General features: G+C 49.0%; 14 protein-coding genes. 3 read left to right on the forward strand and 11 right to left on the reverse strand.

Annotation, left to right across the window (positions count from 1 at the left end):
• Positions 1-70 precede the first annotated feature (70 nt).
• From JMI88_RS21030 to JMI88_RS21055, 6 genes are all read right to left on the reverse strand, one after another.
• Positions 71-1,396, reverse strand: coding sequence for a nickel pincer cofactor-dependent isomerase, group 22 (locus JMI88_RS21030; protein ID WP_201363942.1), 1,326 nt, complete (start codon positions 1,394-1,396; stop codon positions 71-73).
• A gap of 295 nt (positions 1,397-1,691) precedes the next feature.
• A complete protein-coding gene (locus JMI88_RS21035; protein WP_201363943.1) occupies positions 1,692-3,383 on the reverse strand; it encodes an oligosaccharide flippase family protein in 1,692 nt (563 codons plus the stop codon).
• Positions 3,384-3,886: 503 nt separating this feature from the next.
• Complete coding sequence (locus JMI88_RS21040; RefSeq protein WP_201363944.1) at positions 3,887-5,770, reverse strand: FHA domain-containing protein; 1,884 nt, start codon at positions 5,768-5,770, stop codon at positions 3,887-3,889.
• Positions 5,771-6,271: 501 nt separating this feature from the next.
• Positions 6,272-7,600, reverse strand: coding sequence for a cytochrome P450 (locus JMI88_RS21045; protein WP_201363945.1), 1,329 nt, complete (start codon positions 7,598-7,600; stop codon positions 6,272-6,274).
• 295 nt (positions 7,601-7,895) lie between these two features.
• Positions 7,896-8,528, reverse strand: coding sequence for a TetR/AcrR family transcriptional regulator (locus JMI88_RS21050; RefSeq protein WP_201363946.1), 633 nt, complete (start codon positions 8,526-8,528; stop codon positions 7,896-7,898).
• A 75-nt stretch (positions 8,529-8,603) separates the two neighbouring features.
• On the reverse strand, positions 8,604-9,266 hold the full coding sequence (locus tag JMI88_RS21055; RefSeq protein WP_201363947.1) for a TMEM175 family protein: 663 nt from the start codon (positions 9,264-9,266) through the stop codon (positions 8,604-8,606).
• Between the two features lie 671 nt (positions 9,267-9,937).
• On the opposite strand from JMI88_RS21055, the gene abc-f reads away from it, so the two are divergent.
• The gene (gene abc-f / locus JMI88_RS21060) at positions 9,938-11,608 is read left to right on the forward strand and encodes a ribosomal protection-like ABC-F family protein (RefSeq protein WP_201363948.1); all 1,671 of its coding nucleotides are present in this window, start codon (positions 9,938-9,940) and stop codon (positions 11,606-11,608) included.
• Here the strand turns inward: abc-f and JMI88_RS21065 are convergent.
• Positions 11,605-13,245: a serine/threonine protein kinase gene (locus tag JMI88_RS21065; protein WP_201363949.1), complete on the reverse strand. Its 1,641-nt coding sequence runs from the start codon at positions 13,243-13,245 to the stop codon at positions 11,605-11,607. The genes abc-f and JMI88_RS21065 overlap by 4 nt on opposite strands.
• A gap of 267 nt (positions 13,246-13,512) precedes the next feature.
• Positions 13,513-14,211 (reverse strand): VC0807 family protein, encoded by a 699-nt coding sequence (locus JMI88_RS21070; protein ID WP_201363950.1) that lies wholly within the window; start codon positions 14,209-14,211, stop codon positions 13,513-13,515.
• 278 nt (positions 14,212-14,489) lie between these two features.
• Between JMI88_RS21070 and JMI88_RS21075 the strand changes: the two genes are divergently transcribed.
• Both JMI88_RS21075 and JMI88_RS21080 read left to right on the forward strand, forming a co-directional pair.
• Positions 14,490-15,830, forward strand: a complete 1,341-nt coding sequence (locus tag JMI88_RS21075; protein WP_201363951.1) for a sensor histidine kinase — start codon at positions 14,490-14,492, stop codon at positions 15,828-15,830.
• Between the two features lies 1 nt (position 15,831).
• Positions 15,832-16,494, forward strand: a complete 663-nt coding sequence (locus JMI88_RS21080) for a response regulator transcription factor (RefSeq protein WP_201363952.1) — start codon at positions 15,832-15,834, stop codon at positions 16,492-16,494.
• Between the two features lie 266 nt (positions 16,495-16,760).
• Here JMI88_RS21080 and JMI88_RS21085 read toward each other — a convergent pair whose 3' ends face one another.
• The 3 genes from JMI88_RS21085 to JMI88_RS21095 all read right to left on the reverse strand — a co-directional run bounded on the left by JMI88_RS21085 (position 16,761) and on the right by JMI88_RS21095 (position 19,936).
• Positions 16,761-16,976: a hypothetical protein gene (locus tag JMI88_RS21085; RefSeq protein ID WP_201363953.1), complete on the reverse strand. Its 216-nt coding sequence runs from the start codon at positions 16,974-16,976 to the stop codon at positions 16,761-16,763.
• Between the two features lie 78 nt (positions 16,977-17,054).
• Positions 17,055-18,323, reverse strand: a complete 1,269-nt coding sequence (locus JMI88_RS21090; RefSeq protein WP_201363954.1) for a hypothetical protein — start codon at positions 18,321-18,323, stop codon at positions 17,055-17,057.
• 539 nt (positions 18,324-18,862) lie between these two features.
• On the reverse strand, positions 18,863-19,936 hold the full coding sequence (locus JMI88_RS21095) for a LacI family DNA-binding transcriptional regulator (RefSeq protein ID WP_308438850.1): 1,074 nt from the start codon (positions 19,934-19,936) through the stop codon (positions 18,863-18,865).
• Positions 19,937-19,941: the final 5 nt, after the last annotated feature.

The following is a 19,941-nucleotide window of genomic DNA, read 5'->3' on the forward strand; positions in this document are numbered from 1 at the left end:
TGTTTTTATACTCTATATTCATACAAGGCAAAACTTCAATAAAAAAATCTAAATTACGGTCTCCCTACAGTCAGGCATGAGAACGCAAAATATGCTCAAAAGGTGTCAGGGCATTATCATCTGTCAGGTAAAAAGGCTCGGCAGTTCCCAGCAACTCAATATCACAGTCAGGCCGCAGATATTCCAGACTGGCAGGACTGGCGAGCAGATATTCCAGGCTCAAAGTATTTTTGATGCGCGCCAGGCGTACCTGCGTAAGATCCGGCCGTCCACAACTGCGTATAGCTGCCGCGACAGCCTCACGCTCAGTTTCCAGGATCAATGGCAACTTGGCAGAGTTTAAAGCGATCACACCAGCCGTAAGGCTATTGATATAAAGGGACTGACTATCCAATTGTTCATACAGTTGGGCGGTAGTGAAATCAGCCAGGCCCAATCCGATCGCATTACCATGTGAAGCCTCGGTCAGGCGCAACACAGCAATCGCGGTCGCCTCCACCGCCGTTTGCTTCTGTGGTCCCGAGCGTATACGCCCAATAATATTGGGATCCATGCCAGCCCCGCTGATGTTTTTTCCCAACTCATCCACTACCAGCACATCTAGATCATCCCACGGCAAGCGCGGCATCAAGGCACGCGCCCAGTCAGAAAGCAAACGTTCGGGCTCAGTACCAATACCATCAGGCGGCACACACACCACTTCAGCCACCTCATCATATGCATTCTCAACAATCGCCAGCCCACATAAAATAGCAGCATGAGCCACCGAAAACTTTGCCACCTCAGGAATCTGAACCCGTAAGCCATCCAGTCCCCAGGAATGAAGCGTCAGTGCTCCCTTATGCTTACCCAGACCAATCGCCAGCATCTTGGACAGGCCGCTCTCAACGGGAGCTGAAAAGTCTGTATGCGGTTTGATGCGATTGAGCACGATGATGCCATCCGCAGCATTGGCAACGCGATCTATATAGACGGGCAAGCCATTGGGCAGAGTACCCAGCAGATCAACTTCCAGCGAAGAGATAATGGGCACGCCGCAATACTCCTCGGTCACTCCCAGACTCTCCACGACCGTGCGCTGGCCTTCAGGAGTTGCTCCGCCGTGACTGCCCATGGCAGGCACAATAAAGGGCTCGGCGCCATAGTGCTTCAAAGTGGAGGCCACGGTACGCACAATCAACGCCAGATGCGCAATGCCCCGGCTACCTACCGAGATAGCGATACGCGCTCCCGGCCTGATCTGCTCCCTCAAAGTCTGGGACTCAATAGCCTTTACGACCGAGTCAGCTATGTCATCAAGGCGAGGGCGCTGGAAACGCTGACGCAACAACTGCAGCGGTGGTAAAGGAACAGAAGAAAATAAATGATAGGTATCTCGATATGGGCCAAAAGCCATATGAAAACCTCCGACGGTGGGTGCTAACATCGCCACACAGCGATGTGGAAAAGCAAGAGAAGAAGCGCTACATTTTTTCATCGCTTTATGCAATCATACCATATTAGTGCTAAAACACTCTTTTATTTCCAGCTTATTGTCACCTTTAGAGTGTGTCTGAAAGACATACGTTTCGCGCCTTCGGCTCCTGACGCTACGCGCTTACAGCGCTCAAATGGTTTTTTATACGTTGGTGTAGCCATTCGCGCAAAGCGCGAATGGCTACACCAACGTATAAAAAAGGCTTCTATTAGCATCAGGTAGCTGGGCGCAAGTTAAATTTGCCGAACAGGCGGGCAAAGACAAACAGGTCCTCGGGAGAAAAGCGGAGGAGGGTGAGGGCGGAACAGTAGATGATGATGAACAGGATCATAGCTCCGAGAGTTGCCAGAATACGGAGGCTACCCGTTTCAAATTGAATACAATGGAGGATGAGATAACCGATCAGCGAAGCCAGGCCGCCAGCCAGCAATGGCTTATACAGTTTCCAGCGAAAGGGCTGCATTTTCAGGTACCAGCCAACCCAGCAAAAGCTCAGTCCATAGGTGATGAGGGAGGAAAAAAAGATGCCCAGGGCCGCTCCCAGGGCTCCATAGTGCTGTATCAGGATAAATGAGAGTACAATGTTGGCGCCAATGGAGAGTGTGCTATTGACCATAATCAGGCGCGGCGATCCAACCATGACAAAGATATATGAAGCTGGCCCCAGGACAGCATAAATCAAAAAACCAATACATACAATAATCAGCACGGTTCCATAGCCAGCATATGCGGCTCCAAATCCTTCCAGAACTGCTTGTCGGAAGACCAGGAACCAGAGAAAAACAGGCAGGCTCAATGAGACAGACCAGCGCGTAATCGCGGCATACATCTGCATAATGCGCGTCGGAAGGCCATGGTAGTAGTATTCAGCAATCAAGGGAGTATAGCGAACGGAGAGCGCCGCTAATGGCATGGTGATAAATATAGCCGCCCGTTCCGCTACCAGGTAACCAGCCGCCTGACTGGGAATAGCCAGCAATCCAAGCAGCAGCGCATTCACCGTATCCGCCAGGGCATAGACCAGTCCATTAAAAAACATTGGTAGGGTCAAAGCCAGCCAGCAACGTACCTGATAATGGGCGGCTGGTGTATGCAGGGTATGCCGCTTAACGATGCGTCTCAGCACCAGGTGTCCAACTACAACCGAAAAAACATAGCCCACAATGGTTGAGATGCTAAGCCCCTCCATCTTCCAGCCCAGCAGAAAGGCCAGCGACAACATAAGCAGGGTCAGAATCGGCTGCAATAAGCGCTCAATATACATTTTCCAGAGCACTTCTTTAAAGGCCTGTAAGCCCGCAGCAATCACTGTTTGCAGGGCGATCAAAGGAATAAGCAAGGTCGCTTCCTGCAGCAACAAAGCACATGATGAGTCGTGGTAAAACAGCAGCGCAATCTGTGGAGCATAGACCCAGAAGAGCAGGCCAAAAAATATCCCCAGCACCATTGTTATCAGCAGGATAAAGCGGGTCAGGCCCGTCATCAGTCCCGTTTCTCTTTGTAAGCGATAATGGGGAAGAAGCCGTACAAAGACAATATCGAAGCCTAATTTTGCTACCCAGCCCAGAATATAGGTCAGGCTAAATATTTCACCAAACATGCCGTAGATAGCCGGTGAAACCATGCGAGCCATCAATATGTTGGCAGCATAACGGACCAGGGTTGATCCAATATAGCCGGCGCTGGCAACCGTGCCCCCACCAACGACCTCACTCATATCTATACAAAGAGCCATCAACTCTTCCGGCACCAGTGCTGGAACCGGGGATTCCGGATGCTCAGATTGCACACGCTCAGCGACAAACACATTATCTATACGTGCATCGCCACTATGACTGATATGCTGAAAGGGCAATTGAGGTTGATCTTGCCGTGCTAATCGCTTGCGTGCACGTATTAGCGACATACATATACTCCTCCGCCAACTCTACCGCATCCAATAGTCGCCATAACGGGGGTAAGAAAGTGTCAGTTTCCCGGTGCACCAGGAAACTGAGCACCCCCGTACGGGTGGGTGCGTGCGCACCCGAGCCCTTTTTATGCAGTGGAGCAAAAGGTGCGCGCTGAGTACCTTTTGCTCCACTGAATGGAAGGTATGTTGAGCACCTATCATATGTAGGCCATACCACCATAAGCAGGCGGTCACGATTGGAGTCGGACACGCTCTGAGCAATCACCAATTAAAAACAATATAGCTGCAAAATACAGTATATTTTCATTTTACTGGTGTTGCAAAGGATTGACAAATCAATACTCTTAAACGAGCATGGAGGTATATCTCATATCGAAGCCACAATTTTAGTGAATAAAACAGTATTATCCAGATCACAGGCAAAGACGGTTGTCTGGAATCTGGCTAGTAATGAGGGCACTTACATGCATCAAAAGCGGCAGAGTCAGCGATGAGAGTTATGAGACAATGATGCTAGTATTCAAAATCGCCCGTTGTCGCTCACGGAACTGCATGCTATCGATAGCGTGGGCATCCAGAAAAGCCGTGAGCGAGGCAAATAGTTGATATTCGATCAGCTTAAGGTAGCGTTCTTTATCCAGTTGCTGAAAATGGCGCTGATAAGTAGTCGAACAGGCCATCTCGCGCAGGCTGGTGGCGGCCCCATAATCAAACGTAAGCTTATGCTCAATCTCTTTTTGTGTGCGCCGCCGCCTGATCAATAGCCAGTCCTTCAATATATGTCCTACCAGGCGATATGGAGTCAGCAAAATCAACATAAAGTATGCAGGAGCAGCCATACGACAAAACAGATTCCAGAGCCAGCGGAGATCAAGTCGTGTACGCAACTCATCAATCTCGCGATAGCGCTCCTCAATTGGTGGAAGCACATGATAATGGCCTTCGATCAAAAGATTATTGCCAGTCCGGTAAAAACGGAGAAAAAAGGAAAGCACCAGGTCTCCCTGCCAGGAATCTATCCGATAGCATTGATAATAGCGAATCGCATCATCACCCGTTTGCCCGGAGATATTGGCTGGCTCGGAAGTGGCGCAATCCTTGTACTTGAGGATAATCTCATCATCCAACCATGTGACTGGATGGGCAAAAGGATTGGGCAGAAATTCTCTCCGCTCGCGGATCTCTTTCCCATCAATATATAGCTTATCCTCCACCAGCAGATTGCTCAAATTCAGTTTTTTCATATCGCCGGCCAGTGTATTGTAGAGCTCGCTCAGAGTAAAAGGTTTGGGATGGGCATTCTTCCCCAGCAACTCTTTACCTTTGGCAATGTCTACGACAAACGACCAGCTCTTCACATTAATTCCAGAACCAGCAAACGGTGAGAAACCACTATAGACCATCACATTAGCTGGATGTTGTGACAGACCCATATTTAAATTCCACTCAATCGAGGTGGGTAATGCCGCGCTGCTAGTATTTAACACAAAATTATTACGACGCAATTTGCTCACATCCGGACCATAATAGCACCAGCAGCGCTCAAACATAATCACTGCCCAGGCCAGCACAAAGGGCAGTATATATGACATAAAACCAATAATAGTAAAACATGGTCCAATCAGCCAGCAACCAAGCACAAAAGCGACAACCAGCGCCATATCACGCCAGATGAAACGCCGCCGGGCCGCCAGCGCCCAGCGAGCAATCGTATGAACGCTAATACCAGAGGTATCACCAAAGGCCCGCACATCTTCATTGATAATATTATTATTGACATAATCGCAGAAAGCCTCATCGCTATAAGCAGCCATACAGAGATAGCGCGTAACCTCGGTAGATAGCAGTAGATTTATTTCAGGGGCAGGCGTCTCGACCTCAATAGATGAGGGTAGCGGTGCGGCACGCCTCGACATCATATGAGAGAATTGTCCTTTGCCAGCCCCGACATCGGCAGAAGCGGTGCCTGGTAGAGGCTGTGCACTATCTATTGGCTCATTAATAGCCTGCTTGTTAGTGGTATATCTGCTGGCAATCTGCTGCTCGTTGGTAACTTGGCGCACAACCACCAATTGAAGCATAACCCCAAAGTCACCCAACGTGATCGTATCGCCATCGTGCAATTCAGCCCGATGCGTCCGCTTTTGATTAACCGCCAGATAATTGGCCACATTGGAGACGCCAATCATCAAATGTTCATGATCCTGCCAGATATGTGCATGGCCCGGCTGAAGACTCGGTATCCGAATCGTATCGCTCAATGAGCTACCAATTGAAATAGAGAGTGAGGGAGGAATTTCATATCTTTGGTGGGCCAGAGAACCGTTTAAAAACTGCAAAAACATACGATATGGTGTAGACACACCCATTTCCATCTTCATAGTACCCCCTTACCAAACCTACCAACAATCACAGATAAAACCATATAAAGCAGGATATTTCTTGGCCAGATACGCTTGCTGCTTCAATAGATATAGAAAGTTACAGATGCATTAAAAAATATCCACACTTAGTATACACACTCATTAATATAAAAAACACATAAAAATTGAGCGTGACAAATACGCTCAAAGCAGATTGCAGGCGGCTATAAAATGAATCGCGTCAATTAAGTCTAGCGCTAAAAACACCTCATTACATGGTACTATAATACCAGTTTAATTTGACAATAAATTTTATTTTCCACATATAGCAGTATGACGGGCGTTTATTATGTCAACACGAAAGTATTAGCTCCATGATTGGCACATGCCCAGACTCCTCAGGAAGCTCGAAACATATTCCATTCCCTGGCGCAAAAAAGGGCTCGGGCGCGCATGCGCCCGTCCGCAAAGGAGTGGCAAGCCCCCGTGATGATAGGCACCAGCCACTCCCTATACTATTTATCGTTGGGTAACGCGCATATAGATGCCGTACAGTGGTTGTCCAGTGACACCATACGCCTGGATAATGTTCTGGCCAGGGACGAGCTCCAGGTTATAGTTGCGCAGGATATGGGAGGCCATAGCTTTGATCTCCACTTGAGCGAAATTAATGCCGATGCAGATGCGTGGTCCACCGCCAAAACCAACCAGAGCATAAGGATTCTTCTTATGCTCCTCACGCGGAGCCGCAAAACGGTCAGGGTCAAATTTTTCAGGATCTTTGAAAATCTGTGGCAGCATATGTGAACCAATAATAGAGTAGAAAAGGAATGAGCCTGCTGGCACATGATAGCCATTGAAGACAAAATCTTCGGTAACCCCACGTGGTCCATTGGGAACGGGAGCGTACAAACGCTCGGCTTCACTGAGCGCATGCTCCAGCACTTTCATGCGTTTGACATCTTCCAGACCAGGATCAGCTTTCTGTCCCAGAATCTGCTCCTGCTCACGCAGGATGCGCTGCGTATATGCTGGATGTTGTGTCAATAGATAGAGCAACCAGGCGCTCAAACTGGTTGAGGTCTCATGGCCAGCAATCAACAGGATGTTGACGTGGGCGATAATCTGCTCTTCGCTCATAGCATTGCCAGCTGCATCACGGGCATTGACCAGCAAGCTAAAAACATCGTCCCCGGGATGATGGCGGCGCTCCTCGATTTTTGGATGTAACAACTGCGCAATCTCAGCATTGGTACGCTGCAGATGCTGCATAAACTCTTCTTGCGTAGCAATGGTTTCAGGAGCCTCCAGCAAAGACATATAGAGTTCGCGGAATCGATCTACTTCCGCTCCGGGTTTCAAGCTCGTCAACGCCTCGGCCGCCACCTCAAAGGTCAGTTTACGCGTTTCTTCATACACATTGACCTCGGGACGCTCAGCCCAGGTAGCCACCTGCTCACGAATCACGCGATTCATTAAAGGCAGGTAGCGATCCATATAACTAACGGTGAAAGCAGGATTCATCACCTTGCGCTGCTGGTCATGCTCGGCGCCATCCATACTCAATAAGCCACGCCCGAACATATCCACCACCGAAAAGATCGTCCCCCAGCCGACAAAATTAGAAAACTTCTGACGATTCGATACCATCACAAAGCGATTCGCCTCTGGACCGACCATGTAGACAATATCCTGCATGTCGAAAAACGAAGAACGAAAAATTGGACCATGCTTTGTATAGGCATCGGCCAGCAGTTGTCCTAGATGTAGTTGATAATCATCTGGCATGGATACATATGGAATAGCATCGTATGGAAGAGCCTGTCCCAGCTGATCTACTTGATTCATATTTCTGCTCCTTTACCAGTGAATGAACTTCATTCACTAACAGCGATGAATAATGTACCTCAACAAACAAGTTTTCGTCGGGGTATTCATCATCAAACGACATATGGGTATTACAGATGTTTCAAACTACACAGATCATATCTACATACAGTAGTAGCAGAACAATTGGTTCCCGGCATAAAAAACAGCCAGGCCGATGTTCCGACTGGCACTGGCGGCCAGAAGAATGAATGAAGTTCATTCACTGAAATTACGTCGTAAACCAGAAAAGGTTGTATCTTTTGGTTACGAACTTTTAGCTATCTGCTGAAGATCTATCCTGACCTTCGCGTAAAGAGGGGCCAAAAAACAGGCGCTCAACCATCTCGACAAAATAGTCATGATACAGTGCCTCGCGCTCACCATTTTCAACCGCGAAACACTGATACATCACATTGTCGCCCAGCAAACAAAGTAGCTGTGAATACATCTCTGTATGAAAAGGCGCCAGTTCTCCACGCTCAATGGCGCGCTGAAAAATATCAGCCAATATGGCGGTGATGCGCTCATTGGAATCCTTATGCTGTAGCATCTCTTCTGAAGATTGCATATCGGTCTGCAAGAAAGAAATCAAATTCATATGCTCACGGCTAACCCGGAAAATACCATCCACCAGCGCTCTAGGAATCTGGGTAAAAGGCAGGCTGAGCAACTGAGGATCGAGAAATGACGCAGCAATCATATCCTCAATATTGACTGCCACACCAGTATACACATCGCGTTTACTGCGAAAATAAAGGTAAACCGTGCCAACCGCTATATTCGCCTCCCTGGCGATATCAGCAATAGTGGTCTCCTCGTAGCCTTTTTTCACAAAAAGCGTCCGCGCAGCAGCCAGAATAGCATCCCGCTTCGAGCGAGATTCTTCAGATAATTTCTCTTGATCCATATGAATTGCTCAACTCCATTATTGAATGAACTTCATTCATTATACCACCCTCACAGCAAGAGCAACAAATGATCGCTATTTTGATACAGTATCACTTTCTATGGGCGTCTGAAGATTATTGCGGCGCAACGATATCTCAGAAAAGGCAAAGAATATGGCCAGCAGGAAGCTGAAGACAACGCTCAGGGGTGTATTGAATAGAGCAATCGCGATGCCAATAAGATACAAAAGCGGACCAAAAGCATACTGTCGACTAATTCTGTTGATTACATGCATATCCACATTTTTACCTAATAGGCGGCCGTTGTAAGAAGCGTAGCGCCAGATCAAGTTAAAGCATGTTGCCATCGCGAGGAAGGTGATGGCGTACAAAATAGCAGCGGTATGATAATCAGGATAAATAATGTATTGGGCCAGCAGGCTGGTTGGAACCGGAATGAAGACAATGATCATCAATAAGAGAATATTCAGAAAAAGCAGGGTGGTATCATAGCGCTTGATATGCTTGAATATACGGTGATGATTCAACCACATGATACCAATCGTGAAAAAACTGGTGATGAACGCAAACAGTGTCGGCCCCTGCCGCAAGATTTCACCCCACATCAACGCATCATCCTTTGGTAAACCATTGGCCTTGAACGGAGAAAACTTTATATCCAGGACCAGCAATGTAATGGCCACGGCAAACACACCATCGCTAAATGCCTCCAGGCGATTGGTATCTTTCTCATCCACGTACAGTTATCCTTTTACTAGAAAAAACTCAGGCAATATCTTCTTATCCTCAAAAGAGACATAATCTCTTACGCATATGAATATTTCAGTATATCCCATGGAATCGCTGTTGTCAGGAGCCTCTCGTCGCTCACCAGCCCGAGGGCGCGACGTCCCAATCTCTTTTTTAGAGTGTGTCTGAGAATATTTTTTTGAAATTCAACGGCGCGAAAGCTCATGGTTGACAATTATGATTAGATACACTATACTGGCGACAAGAAAATACATGTTACACTTCAATTAGGAGAAAGACCCTTGGTGATCACAATTATCAGGCAATAATGCATCGTCACTTCCTTACTTTTTTGCAATACTGACGAAGCGCTCTCTAATCTTTGTTGCCTGTGTTATTGTGCTCATAAGCAGGGTAGCACTCCCCTCTCTATTACGGATTCCGCCATTTTTCGCATGCTACCTCAGCAGCAATTATTGCTGCTCTTAAGAGCCTCTGACCTCGCGCAGCATTAGTAGAACAATCTGCTTCAGCTATTATGCACACTGAATACCGCGTGACGATGTGCCTGCACACATTTCTTCTTCAATAGCACTGGTTGAATATCAGCGACTATGCCTGTGCATAGCACGCTTTTAACAATACCCATGCTGGAAAAGCATGTAGATGGGCGCGGTTTATGCTGTTAACAGTCAAGAATATTACTAAAACATATGGCATCATTACGGTTCTCAACGATATTTCTTTTGTCCTCAACCGTCAGGAGCGCATCGGCCTGGTTGGACCCAATGGGGTAGGAAAATCTACACTGCTACATATTCTTACCCGACAAGAGAATGCTGATCAGGGCAGCATCGTTTATGCTAATGGTGTTGAATACGGCTTCCTGGCTCAAAGTACCCCCCAATTTTATGGACAGACCATCGATGATCTGTTGCTGGAATCGGTCGGCAACTTACGTCAACTGGAAGTGCGTATGCATCAGCTAGAGCAATCAATGGCGCAAACAAGCAACCAGCAAGATCTGGATCGCTTGCTGGAAGAATACAATACTGTCTCAACGCAATTTGTGGAGCGAGGAGGCTACGAGCTGGATCATCATATTGATCGTGTTCTGGCCGGCCTACGCATTAATTATCTTCCCCGCACACAGACCGTGAGCACACTTTCGGGTGGAGAAAAAGCGCGTGTAGGCCTGGCGGCCCTGCTCTTGCGCTCACCCGATGTACTCCTGTTGGATGAACCAACCAACCATCTGGATTTCGCCAGCATAGAATGGCTGGAAAGCTATCTGGCAGATTATCATGGTGCTTTACTGGTCGTTTCGCACGATCGCCATTTCTTAAATAAGGCCATCAACTATATCTTTGAGATTGATGAGCATCAGCACCAGCTAAAAATGTACACAGGCAATTATGATGCCTATGTTGAAGCCAAAAAAGCTGAGCGCATCCAATGGGAAGAAACCTATGCGCAGCAGCAAGAAGAGATGCAACAACTGCGTAAACGCATTCGGGAGCTCAGGAAAAGCGCGAGCCGCACCAGCTTTGGCCCTCCGCGCGATAACGATAAATATGCCTATAATGGCCATGTCCAGAGCAAACAGAATTCATCGGCCAGCCGACTGCGCGGTGCGGAGCAGCAGCTCAAATTGCTTGAAGCGAATGCTGTTCCTAAACCACCTAAAATTTTACGCGTCAATTCACAATTTAATCCAGAGCAGACCATACAATCTGAGGTCGTCATCAGGCTCACGCAGGTTTCCAAGAGCTTTGGAGAGCGTGTGATCTTACAACAGATCAACGCGGAAGTGAGCTCAGATGCCCGTATTCTCCTGACTGGAGCCAACGGAACAGGCAAGACCACGCTCTTCAAAATGATCATGGGACTGGAAACGCTGGACGCCGGAGAGATCCAATTCTCGCCCAGCGCACGCATCGGCTACCTGCCGCAAGATCCACTGCTTGATCCCGAGAAAACGGTTATCGAAACCTATCGCTACGACCAGGTAGGCTACGAGGACGAGTTTACGGGACGGCTGATTGGCTATGGACTCTTCAAGCTCGAAGATATGCAGAAGAAAGTGGAGCAGCTCAGCCTGGGTCAAAAGCGCAAGCTTGAGATTGCCCGGCTGATGGCCCAGAATCCCAACGTACTGCTGCTGGACGAGCCAACCAACTATATCAGCCTGGATATACTGGAGGCTTTTGAACACGCCATCATGCATTTTCCCGGACCGGTGATTGCTATTACTCACGATCGCTGGTTCATGCAACGCATCGGTGGCATGCTATGGGAGCTAAAAGAAGGTCAAATTGTAGCACAAATACCGGCACAGCTGGTTCGCTAACATTGAGGTGACAAAGGGCTGGCAGTTGCTGTCGAGCCATTGAGCATCCAGGCTACTGCATTGCTATTGGAGACGTTAATCTGTACAACTGCATATTGTCGCCCCGGAATGAAATTTGTAGGAAGAAAGTTATTGTATCGGCCAGGAACAGTCATATTGTCTACGCCAATCGGGATGGTAATATCGCCGCTACTGGTATTGAGATAGCCGAACCTGGCCAGATATCCTCCAGAAGCTTGCAGTTGCACACATTCAAGGATCGGTTGGACAATACCTGATCCAATCGGAGGCGTAACCGGATTACTGGTGGGAGCAGGCGTTGGGGTAACAGGTAATTTTACAGTGGGCGTTGGTGCTAGCAACGCTCGTGCGGTGGCGGTTGGTACGGGCGCAGGTGTAGTGGTAATCACAGGAGTCATACCAAGAGTCGGCGTTGCCACAACAAGCGGTGTTGCCGTAGCAGTAATCCCTATGCGTACTTGCTGCGCCATTGTTGGTCTGTCGGTTATCAACGGTGTAGGACTCGCTTTTCCGGTGGCGCTTCCATCAAAAAGAGGCGCATACAAACCTGATCCATAAAAGGCGCTGGCTGCCAGTAGCAAAGCTAACAAAACCGCGGCCAGTAACAAGCGTTTGCGAGTTCCCCGCTGGCGGACCACGCTTTTCGATTGTGTGGTAGCGCCTGGCGCTACTATCGGGGAGGACAGTATTGCTTTCAGTGGCTCAACCGGTGCCTGAGCCACTAAATCTACAGCGACCGGGTCAGCAGGTTCAAGAGCGAAAAGAAAGTCCTGGATAGAGGCAAAACGCTCGGCAGGATTTTTGGCCAATCCCTTGCTAAGAGCGTGCGCGATAGCCGTCGGCAGGGCCGGATTAAGCTTATCGGGAGCAGGCGGCAAGACGTGTTCATGTTTATGCTGGAGCGTCGTCCGCGCCGAGCCAGCAAAAGGGGTCTTGCCCGTAAACAACTCGTAAGCGATAGCAGCCAATGAGTATTGATCAGCCAGCGCGCTACGCTCACCCCGGAATTGTTCAGGAGCCATATAATGCCGCAGTTGTGGCTGCTCATTGCTGCTATTCACAACCTGTAGCGAGACCAGTGAAGGAAGATAAAAATCAGTGAGCACCACCCGATCTTTCTGCTCTGGCCTGGTTGGCAGCTCCTTATTACCAGCCACATCTTCAGCATCTGGTTCCGTCGCACGCTGCATAAATAGCACATTATTGGGCATCAGATTGCCATGCACAATTCCCTGCTGATGCGCAGCTTGCAACGCCTCGCCGATCTGGCGAATAATAGCCAGCGCCCGCGCCTGCGGCATTGGCTGATGCAGAAATTGCTGTTGTAAAGAACCAGCAGGAGCATAAGTACGAACAAGCACAAAACCCTGGCTGGTCCTGCGCACCATCAATGGCATCAGCACATGCGGATGCTTTAATGCCTGGAGGCGACTGACTTCCTGGCGAAGATGAAGGTCAGCCAGATGCAATTGTACGGGTGTCATAAACGGAGTAAAGCATATTTTGAGAATGACTTCACGCCCCGAGCGCGGTAACTGTCCGCAATAGACAAGCATCGATCCATGGCGCGCCAATAACCGCACCCTGGATTGCTCAGGCAAACTTGTATCTGACACAGCTTACACCCTTAGTTTCCTTTTACATGATTTTCTTTATTATACTTTGTAAGAGAATAAAACTAAATATATGGTAACATCACTAGGAAGAAGAGAGTACATAGCAGATACTCTATTTCTGTTTCCACCAGAAACGGCGTGTATTAACTATACTGAGAAGATCATTTTTATCTCAGAACGACAAAAAAATAGTACGCCCATGTTTGATGTAGCTCTTCAGCTATCAAACGTGAGTGTACTACTACCACGCTCTACTGTAGAGTAATGCTATAAACCCTGGTCGCGCTGCTGTTTGAGTTGCTGCAAGATGAATCTGTTTTTACGGGTGTAGTACATTGACCAGCCCGCACCACACAGGATGATAACCAGATTCAGGATTGAGCCGATAGCCAATACGCTAGCGACCGGTAAAGTCAGTACGAGCACTATTTGTATGCCGAGGTGAGCAATCATCAGGCAGCCCCAGAAGCCAGTCATAGCGCGATAGAAGAAGCGGGCCTGAGCAAACTCCCAATCAGCATTAAAGTTTGCAATACGCTGTTGATCAGTATGGCAGGTCATTGAACGGATCACGTAGAAAAGCAGCGGCCGACTCAGCAGTAGCGAGGCCAGAAAGATGAGGCCAAACAGGGCGGAAACTATAGTTGACTGCAGAAGTAAGAGCGTTGGACTATTGAAAAGAAAGGCAGCCGCGGCTGACAACACAAAACCCAATACAATTAATAAAGCCATCACATCAATATGCCGCTTTCTAATCAGCTCAACAACACTCATTATCAGCGGTGCGCCACTGGCCAGTAACAGCGCATTCACTGTTGACATGTGTGATGAAGCAATATTATAGACAACGAAAGGGGCTATAGTATTGATCAACATAGCAGGCAACGCTTTCAATAGCAGAGCTTTTTTTGAGGTTGCAAATGATTTGTTAGTCGCTTGATTGAGGCTTAGAGTATTGGTCGACATGGTATTAACCCTTCTTTCTATTTATTAATGGAATGTATCAATCATCAATTTTTCGCTTGCTTAACTCGATCTCGATTTCTTTTTCTTCAGCAGTGTGTGCTTACATCAGAAGTATAGTTAGATAAAGGGGCTAGCGCATCGGAGCCTGGTTTGATATTGGTTTGATTTTTACACGCCTATTTTCTCCACCCTGAAGTGGATGACCTTTTCCGCCAGGCGGGCTATAATTGGAGCAGAAAAGAGGTAAAAACTTATAGAGGGAGGAGATACTATTTGTTGTGAACAGACTGACCAATATTAGCTTATTTGTGCCAGCAACAACGACGAAGCAACCTCAACAAGCGCCAGGTAGTATAGGAGGGTGGCGAACTATGCGGGTGATACTAGCATCCAAAACCTTGATGATAAGCTTCGTACTGGCTACAGATATTATTGCCCTGGTGCTGGCTGTACAGATTATCCTCAGCATTGCACATACTCCTCTACCTACAACACTGCTAACGGAAATCCTTTTTCTAGCCACGGCCCTGATCGAAATATTTGCACGGACCATGACCCATATAGTGCACGTATTTATCATGTATAGTATCTGCCTGTTGCTCAGTCTGCTGCTCAATCTGCTATTTCCCGGCAACTGGGGGCTTTTCAGTATATATATTGTATGCAGTATAGCCGTATATCGCTTTCCCTTACCATGGGCTCTACCACTCGTGCTGGTCAGCATAGCAATCCTGACTGTAAGTAGCGGGATAACATCATTCTTAACCTCGCATAGATTAAATAGTCTGTTGCCCCTGTTACCATTTCTGGCTGCTGCCCTGGGAATTAGCTGGGTGAGCTGGACAAGGCGTTCTCAATTTCTACTGATTCATAGACTACAAGAGGTACAGAAGCAACTGCAGGCCGAGATGCAACGCTCAGAAGCATTGGCCGCCGAACGCGAACGCACCCGCATAGCCCGCGACATCCATGATGTCCTTTCGCACACACTTTCCGTACTCTCCATCCAGGTACAGGCAGCGCGTCAGTTAGCGAGTCGCGATCCCGCTCGCCTGGCGACCAAACTAGATGATATGGCGATCCTGATCCGCGAAAGTATCGCTGAAAGTCGGCGCGTAGTCGGATTATTGAGAGAGGCACCGGCAATCCATAGCGGTAAGGATAACCTGGCCGGGTCATTAAATACGCAGGCCACAACGTTTAGCGAGCGTACTGGCATTCATTGCTTTTTTAAAGAGGAAGGAACACCACCAACACATGAAACGCTGAATAGCGTCCAATATGAGACGCTTCAATATGCGCTGCGCGAGATGCTCACCAATGCTCACCGCCACGGCGCAGCCAGTACAATCTGGATCACGCTGCGCTGGCGCGAAGCGGTGCTAACCTTACAGGTGCGTGACGATGGCAAAGGACAAATAGCGACCACCAGCGCAGCATCGGCCATTGAGACCGGCAACGTAAATACGACTTATGGGCATCACGGATTACAGGGTATGCGCGAGCGGGCTGCCGCCCTGGATGGAGATGTCGAAGCAGGACCATTGGAAGCCGGCGGCTTCTCTATCACGCTACGCATACCGTTTAAGTACAGCAGACAACAATCACAAGAGGTATAGCATGAGCACACAACATATCCGCGTACTCATCGTAGATGATCAGCGCCTGATGCGCGAAGGTTTGCGCATCATCCTGGAAGATGCGGCTGACATCGAAGTAGTTGGTGAGGCAGAAAATGGCATGCAGGCTACTCAAATGGCCCAGGAAAAAAAGCTAGACGTGATTTTGATGGATATACGTATGCCGGTCTGTGATGGGATAGAAGCTACCGAACGCATTCGCAAGCAAGCCAGCACGCCACAGCCACGTATACTGCTGCTAACCACCTTCGACACCCCTGAAATGGTCATCGAAGGCATGCGCGCAGGAGCATCCGGCTATCTCCTCAAAGACTGTAGCGCAGAAGAAGTTTGCAGTGCTATCCGCACAATAGCCAGGGGACAAATATTACTGCAGGCATCAAGTGCCGCCCAACTACTCGCCGGCCTGACAAACCCTGCCACGCCATCGCCAACCGCCCAGGTGGAGACCAATGGCTTGACCATGCGTGAGCTAGAGGTTGTTCGATTGATCGTCAAAGGGCACAACAACACCGAGATTGCCTCCGCCCTCTCGGTCAGCGACTCCACGGTTAAAACACATATCAACCATATTTTTGCCAAGCTCGGTGTCCGTGATCGAACCCAACTGGTGGTGCTGGCCCACCAATCAGGCATCGCCTGACCATTTTATTTTTGCAACGTTTTCACGTCCATACGTATATAAGATTAAAGATATAAATATTCTGTATATACATAAAAGTATAAGAATATGTCTGAAAGCCATAGGGTTCGCGCCTTCGGCTCCTGACGCTATACGCCTGCGGCGCTCAAAAGGCTCGGGCGCGTATCCGCCCGTACGGGGGTGCCCAGCTTCCCATGATGATGGGCTTCAGACATATTCTAAAGGTCAACAAATATAAGGGGACTATCATGTTTCTATTCGTGATCCTATTCTTTCTGATACTTTTCGCCTGTCTGGGCAGCCTGTTCAGGCCCAGGCGCTGGATGGGCTACGGCTACTATCGCCCATACCGACCATGGTTCTTCTTCCGCCGCCCCTATATGCGCCGTGACTTTTATGGCAATGGTTTCTATGGTCACCACCATCATCACCACCACGGGCATCACCACCACCATCATCACGGCGGCTGGTAGTACAGGCACAACATCAATACGTCCTTCGGAGCAAAGAGCACCCTCGTCTATATGCAGGTGAGGGTGCTCTTTACTCAGGTACGGCGGCTACGAGATGATAGCAGGTTTTTGCTTGATTTCTTGAATTATTGATTGCAGATCAGGATTAGTGATAGGGGCTCGCGGTTGCAGCAGGTGGGCTGCAGCATTAACCGCGCTAAAGACGCCAAAGCGCCAGAGGAAGTAGGCATTCTCCTGCTGTGTTTGCGTACCTTTACCAGGTGCTGTGGATATAACAGGAACGGTGGATAGACAACCAAGTGCTCTATTCTGGTTAGAGGCAAATGACCACCTTTGCGCAACAGGTGACAGCGAACGATTCGTTCCAGATGACTGCTCGGCGACAGTTGATGGCAGAGCAAGAACTTTACTAATCATCAAGGTACAATTGGGATCATCAAAGGAACTATCGCCGGCCCGATGGGCCGTTACATGCCAGGAATGCTGGTCCCAAAAAATTTGCAGGAAAGTATATTGCTGATCACCAGGCAGGTTCTGCAGGTTTTTCTGAGATCCAGAGGATGCAATCAGATCATGATAGGTCCAGGTCGGGCGCGTAACCACAAATACTTCCCACGCGGGTATGCCATGCCATGTTTCTGGCTGAGAGGAATATTGGGTACAAAATAAGCGACAATCAACGCCCAGACTATTCTGACATGCTGCACCGATCAGAGGACCCTGGCAAACCGCTGGAGCGTTAACATCGGTGTCCAACAGGAAACGCAGGTTAGCCGACATTGGATGTGTCGCAGTCTGAATAGGCGAGGTAGCATTGTAACTAAATGGTTCGCCCGGGTGAACCGTTTCATGCGATTGCAAAGTATCCAGATAAGCCTGCATAGCCTGCAAGAGCGCATGCTGCTGCTCAGGTGCCAGCGATGTCAGCGCTGGTCGCGCAGGAAAGCTGACCATATAGGTGGCGTCCGCGCGCGAGTTGTCCGTTAGCTCTGTTAGCACACAATTTTGCCCAGGCAAAGAATGGACAGGGACAGTGAATGTACAGTTCTGAGAAGGGAAAGGTTCAGCATTCCATTGCAGCGTATGCTGGCCAGGAGCCAGACTGAGTGGAGTCTCTGTTGTTGCCTGCGGCAGGTACGCCACTGGCTTACCATCTACCACAGCGTTTCCCCATGGAGGCGACAGCTGGAAGAAAAATGAATTTTCTCCCACCAGCGAGAGGCTGGCTTCTTGCGCGCCCTGTATTAGCCGCGCAACGTCGTTAATAGACCATTCCTGCGTCACCGTAGCTTCCAAAATAAGCAACAGAACAACAATAATGCCGAGCTTGATACTGATTTTTGCCTTCCTACGCAACCTGTCCCTCATTTATAAATCCAGCGATGGCTGAATAGTTCCACACAAAATAATAAAGACTGCTCTATTTATTCTATCCTTCTAAGCCAATGGTCACAATAGTACAGGCAAAGAAGCAGAGCTTTCCAATTCTCATTTTGCCACCTGCGACGGCACGGGGGCTACCGTCCCTTACAGGTGTAGTTTTTTCAGGGGCGTAGCCCCTGAGACCCCTGATGCCGCCCTGATGATCTTTTACTTTTTAATACGGTATAAAAATACCTCTTGCATTCCCGCCTTCGGCGGGAGGAGGGGGAGGAGTGGTCGGGGACACCCCGAACCCCGGCAGGAGGGCCTCGCCGGCCCTCCTGCACCTCCCCGCTTTATACCTGCTTTATTTGTTAAAGATCATGCGGGCGGCACGGAGAGGGAGGAGGAGTTGGGGGCACAGCCCCCAATCCCCAGTCAAGGGGCTCGCCGCCCCTTGCATCCCCGCTTTTCCGGCGCGAATTCAAAAAACCTATACCTGTAAGGGCTACCGTCCTCCTGCACCCCCTGTTCTAGTGCAAATTTCTGGGCGTGGAGGTTGATGCACGTGCAGTCAGTTTCGTTGGCACAACTAAAGGTGAGACTGATTCCTCGCCACGCATTAATTGCAGCAATCTTTCTACAGCACCCTGGCCGATTGCCTGTTTATCCTGACAAATAGTAGACAAAGGCGGATCAGAGTACTGACTGCGATCGATGTCATCAAAGCCAATGACAGAAACATCCTCAGGCACACGCATATTGCGCTCTTCCAACGCTCGCAGGATACCAAAAGCCATCATATCGCTGTTAGCCACAATAGCAGTGAAATCGCGTCGCTCTGCTAGCAGAGCAAGTGCTGCCTGATAGGCATCCTGGGTCTCCCAGCCAGATTGGCAGACTAGCCGCTGGTCAACCGAGAGGCCAGCGCTGGCCATGGCCTGCTGATAACCCATAAAGCGCTCAGTCCCGGTGATTGAAAAGAGCGAGCCTGGAAAAAACGCAATGCGTCGATGGCCAAGCTGCAAAAGATGCTCGGTCGCCTGTATCGCTCCCCCCTTATAATCCGACTTAACATAGGTGGCATGTCTACCCTGAAAAAGATTATCGATAAAAACCGCAGGCATAGAAGAACCGCACAATCCCTGCGTGCGAGGATCATCCACGCCCAGGGCCACAGTAATCACGCCCTCAACGCCCCGCGCCTGCAATGACAGAACATAGTTCAGTGCTGGATCGACTCCAGCATCGAAGGTACTGTATGGACGGGTCGGCAGAAATAGATCATAGCCAGCTTCAGCAACCGCCTGTTCAATAAAGCGTAGCAACTCCAGATAAAAATGGCATTGGGTCATGGTGAGTTGTGAAAAATTGAAACCGCCTTCGCCACCAAACATCGCCAGTGCGATCAAACGAGAACGACCGTGCGGAACCGCCTTCGTGAAGATATTGGAGCCATAACCAAGCGTAGCAATGGCGGCATAAATACGCTTCCTGGTTTCTTCGCTGACTTTGGAGGAACCATTGAGAACACGGGATACTGTCGCTCGTGAAACGCCGGCCAGTTGTGCGACCTGCTCACTAGTGCTCTGTTCCTCAATGGTGATACACT

Source organism: Dictyobacter formicarum (genome assembly GCF_016587435.1).

Excerpts from the sequence above, each read along its gene's own strand:
- JMI88_RS21030 (WP_201363942.1), bottom strand. The coding sequence starts at position 1,396 with ATGGCTTTTGGCCCATATCGAGATACCTATCATTTATTTTCTTCTGTT.
- JMI88_RS21035 (WP_201363943.1), bottom strand. The coding sequence starts at position 3,383 with ATGTCGCTAATACGTGCACGCAAGCGATTAGCACGGCAAGATCAACCT.
- JMI88_RS21040 (WP_201363944.1), bottom strand. The coding sequence starts at position 5,770 with ATGAAGATGGAAATGGGTGTGTCTACACCATATCGTATGTTTTTGCAG.
- JMI88_RS21045 (WP_201363945.1), bottom strand. The coding sequence starts at position 7,600 with ATGAATCAAGTAGATCAGCTGGGACAGGCTCTTCCATACGATGCTATT.
- JMI88_RS21050 (WP_201363946.1), bottom strand. The coding sequence starts at position 8,528 with ATGGATCAAGAGAAATTATCTGAAGAATCTCGCTCGAAGCGGGATGCT.
- abc-f (WP_201363948.1), top strand. The coding sequence starts at position 9,938 with ATGCTGTTAACAGTCAAGAATATTACTAAAACATATGGCATCATTACG.
- JMI88_RS21070 (WP_201363950.1), bottom strand. The coding sequence starts at position 14,211 with ATGTCGACCAATACTCTAAGCCTCAATCAAGCGACTAACAAATCATTT.
- JMI88_RS21080 (WP_201363952.1), top strand. The coding sequence starts at position 15,832 with ATGAGCACACAACATATCCGCGTACTCATCGTAGATGATCAGCGCCTG.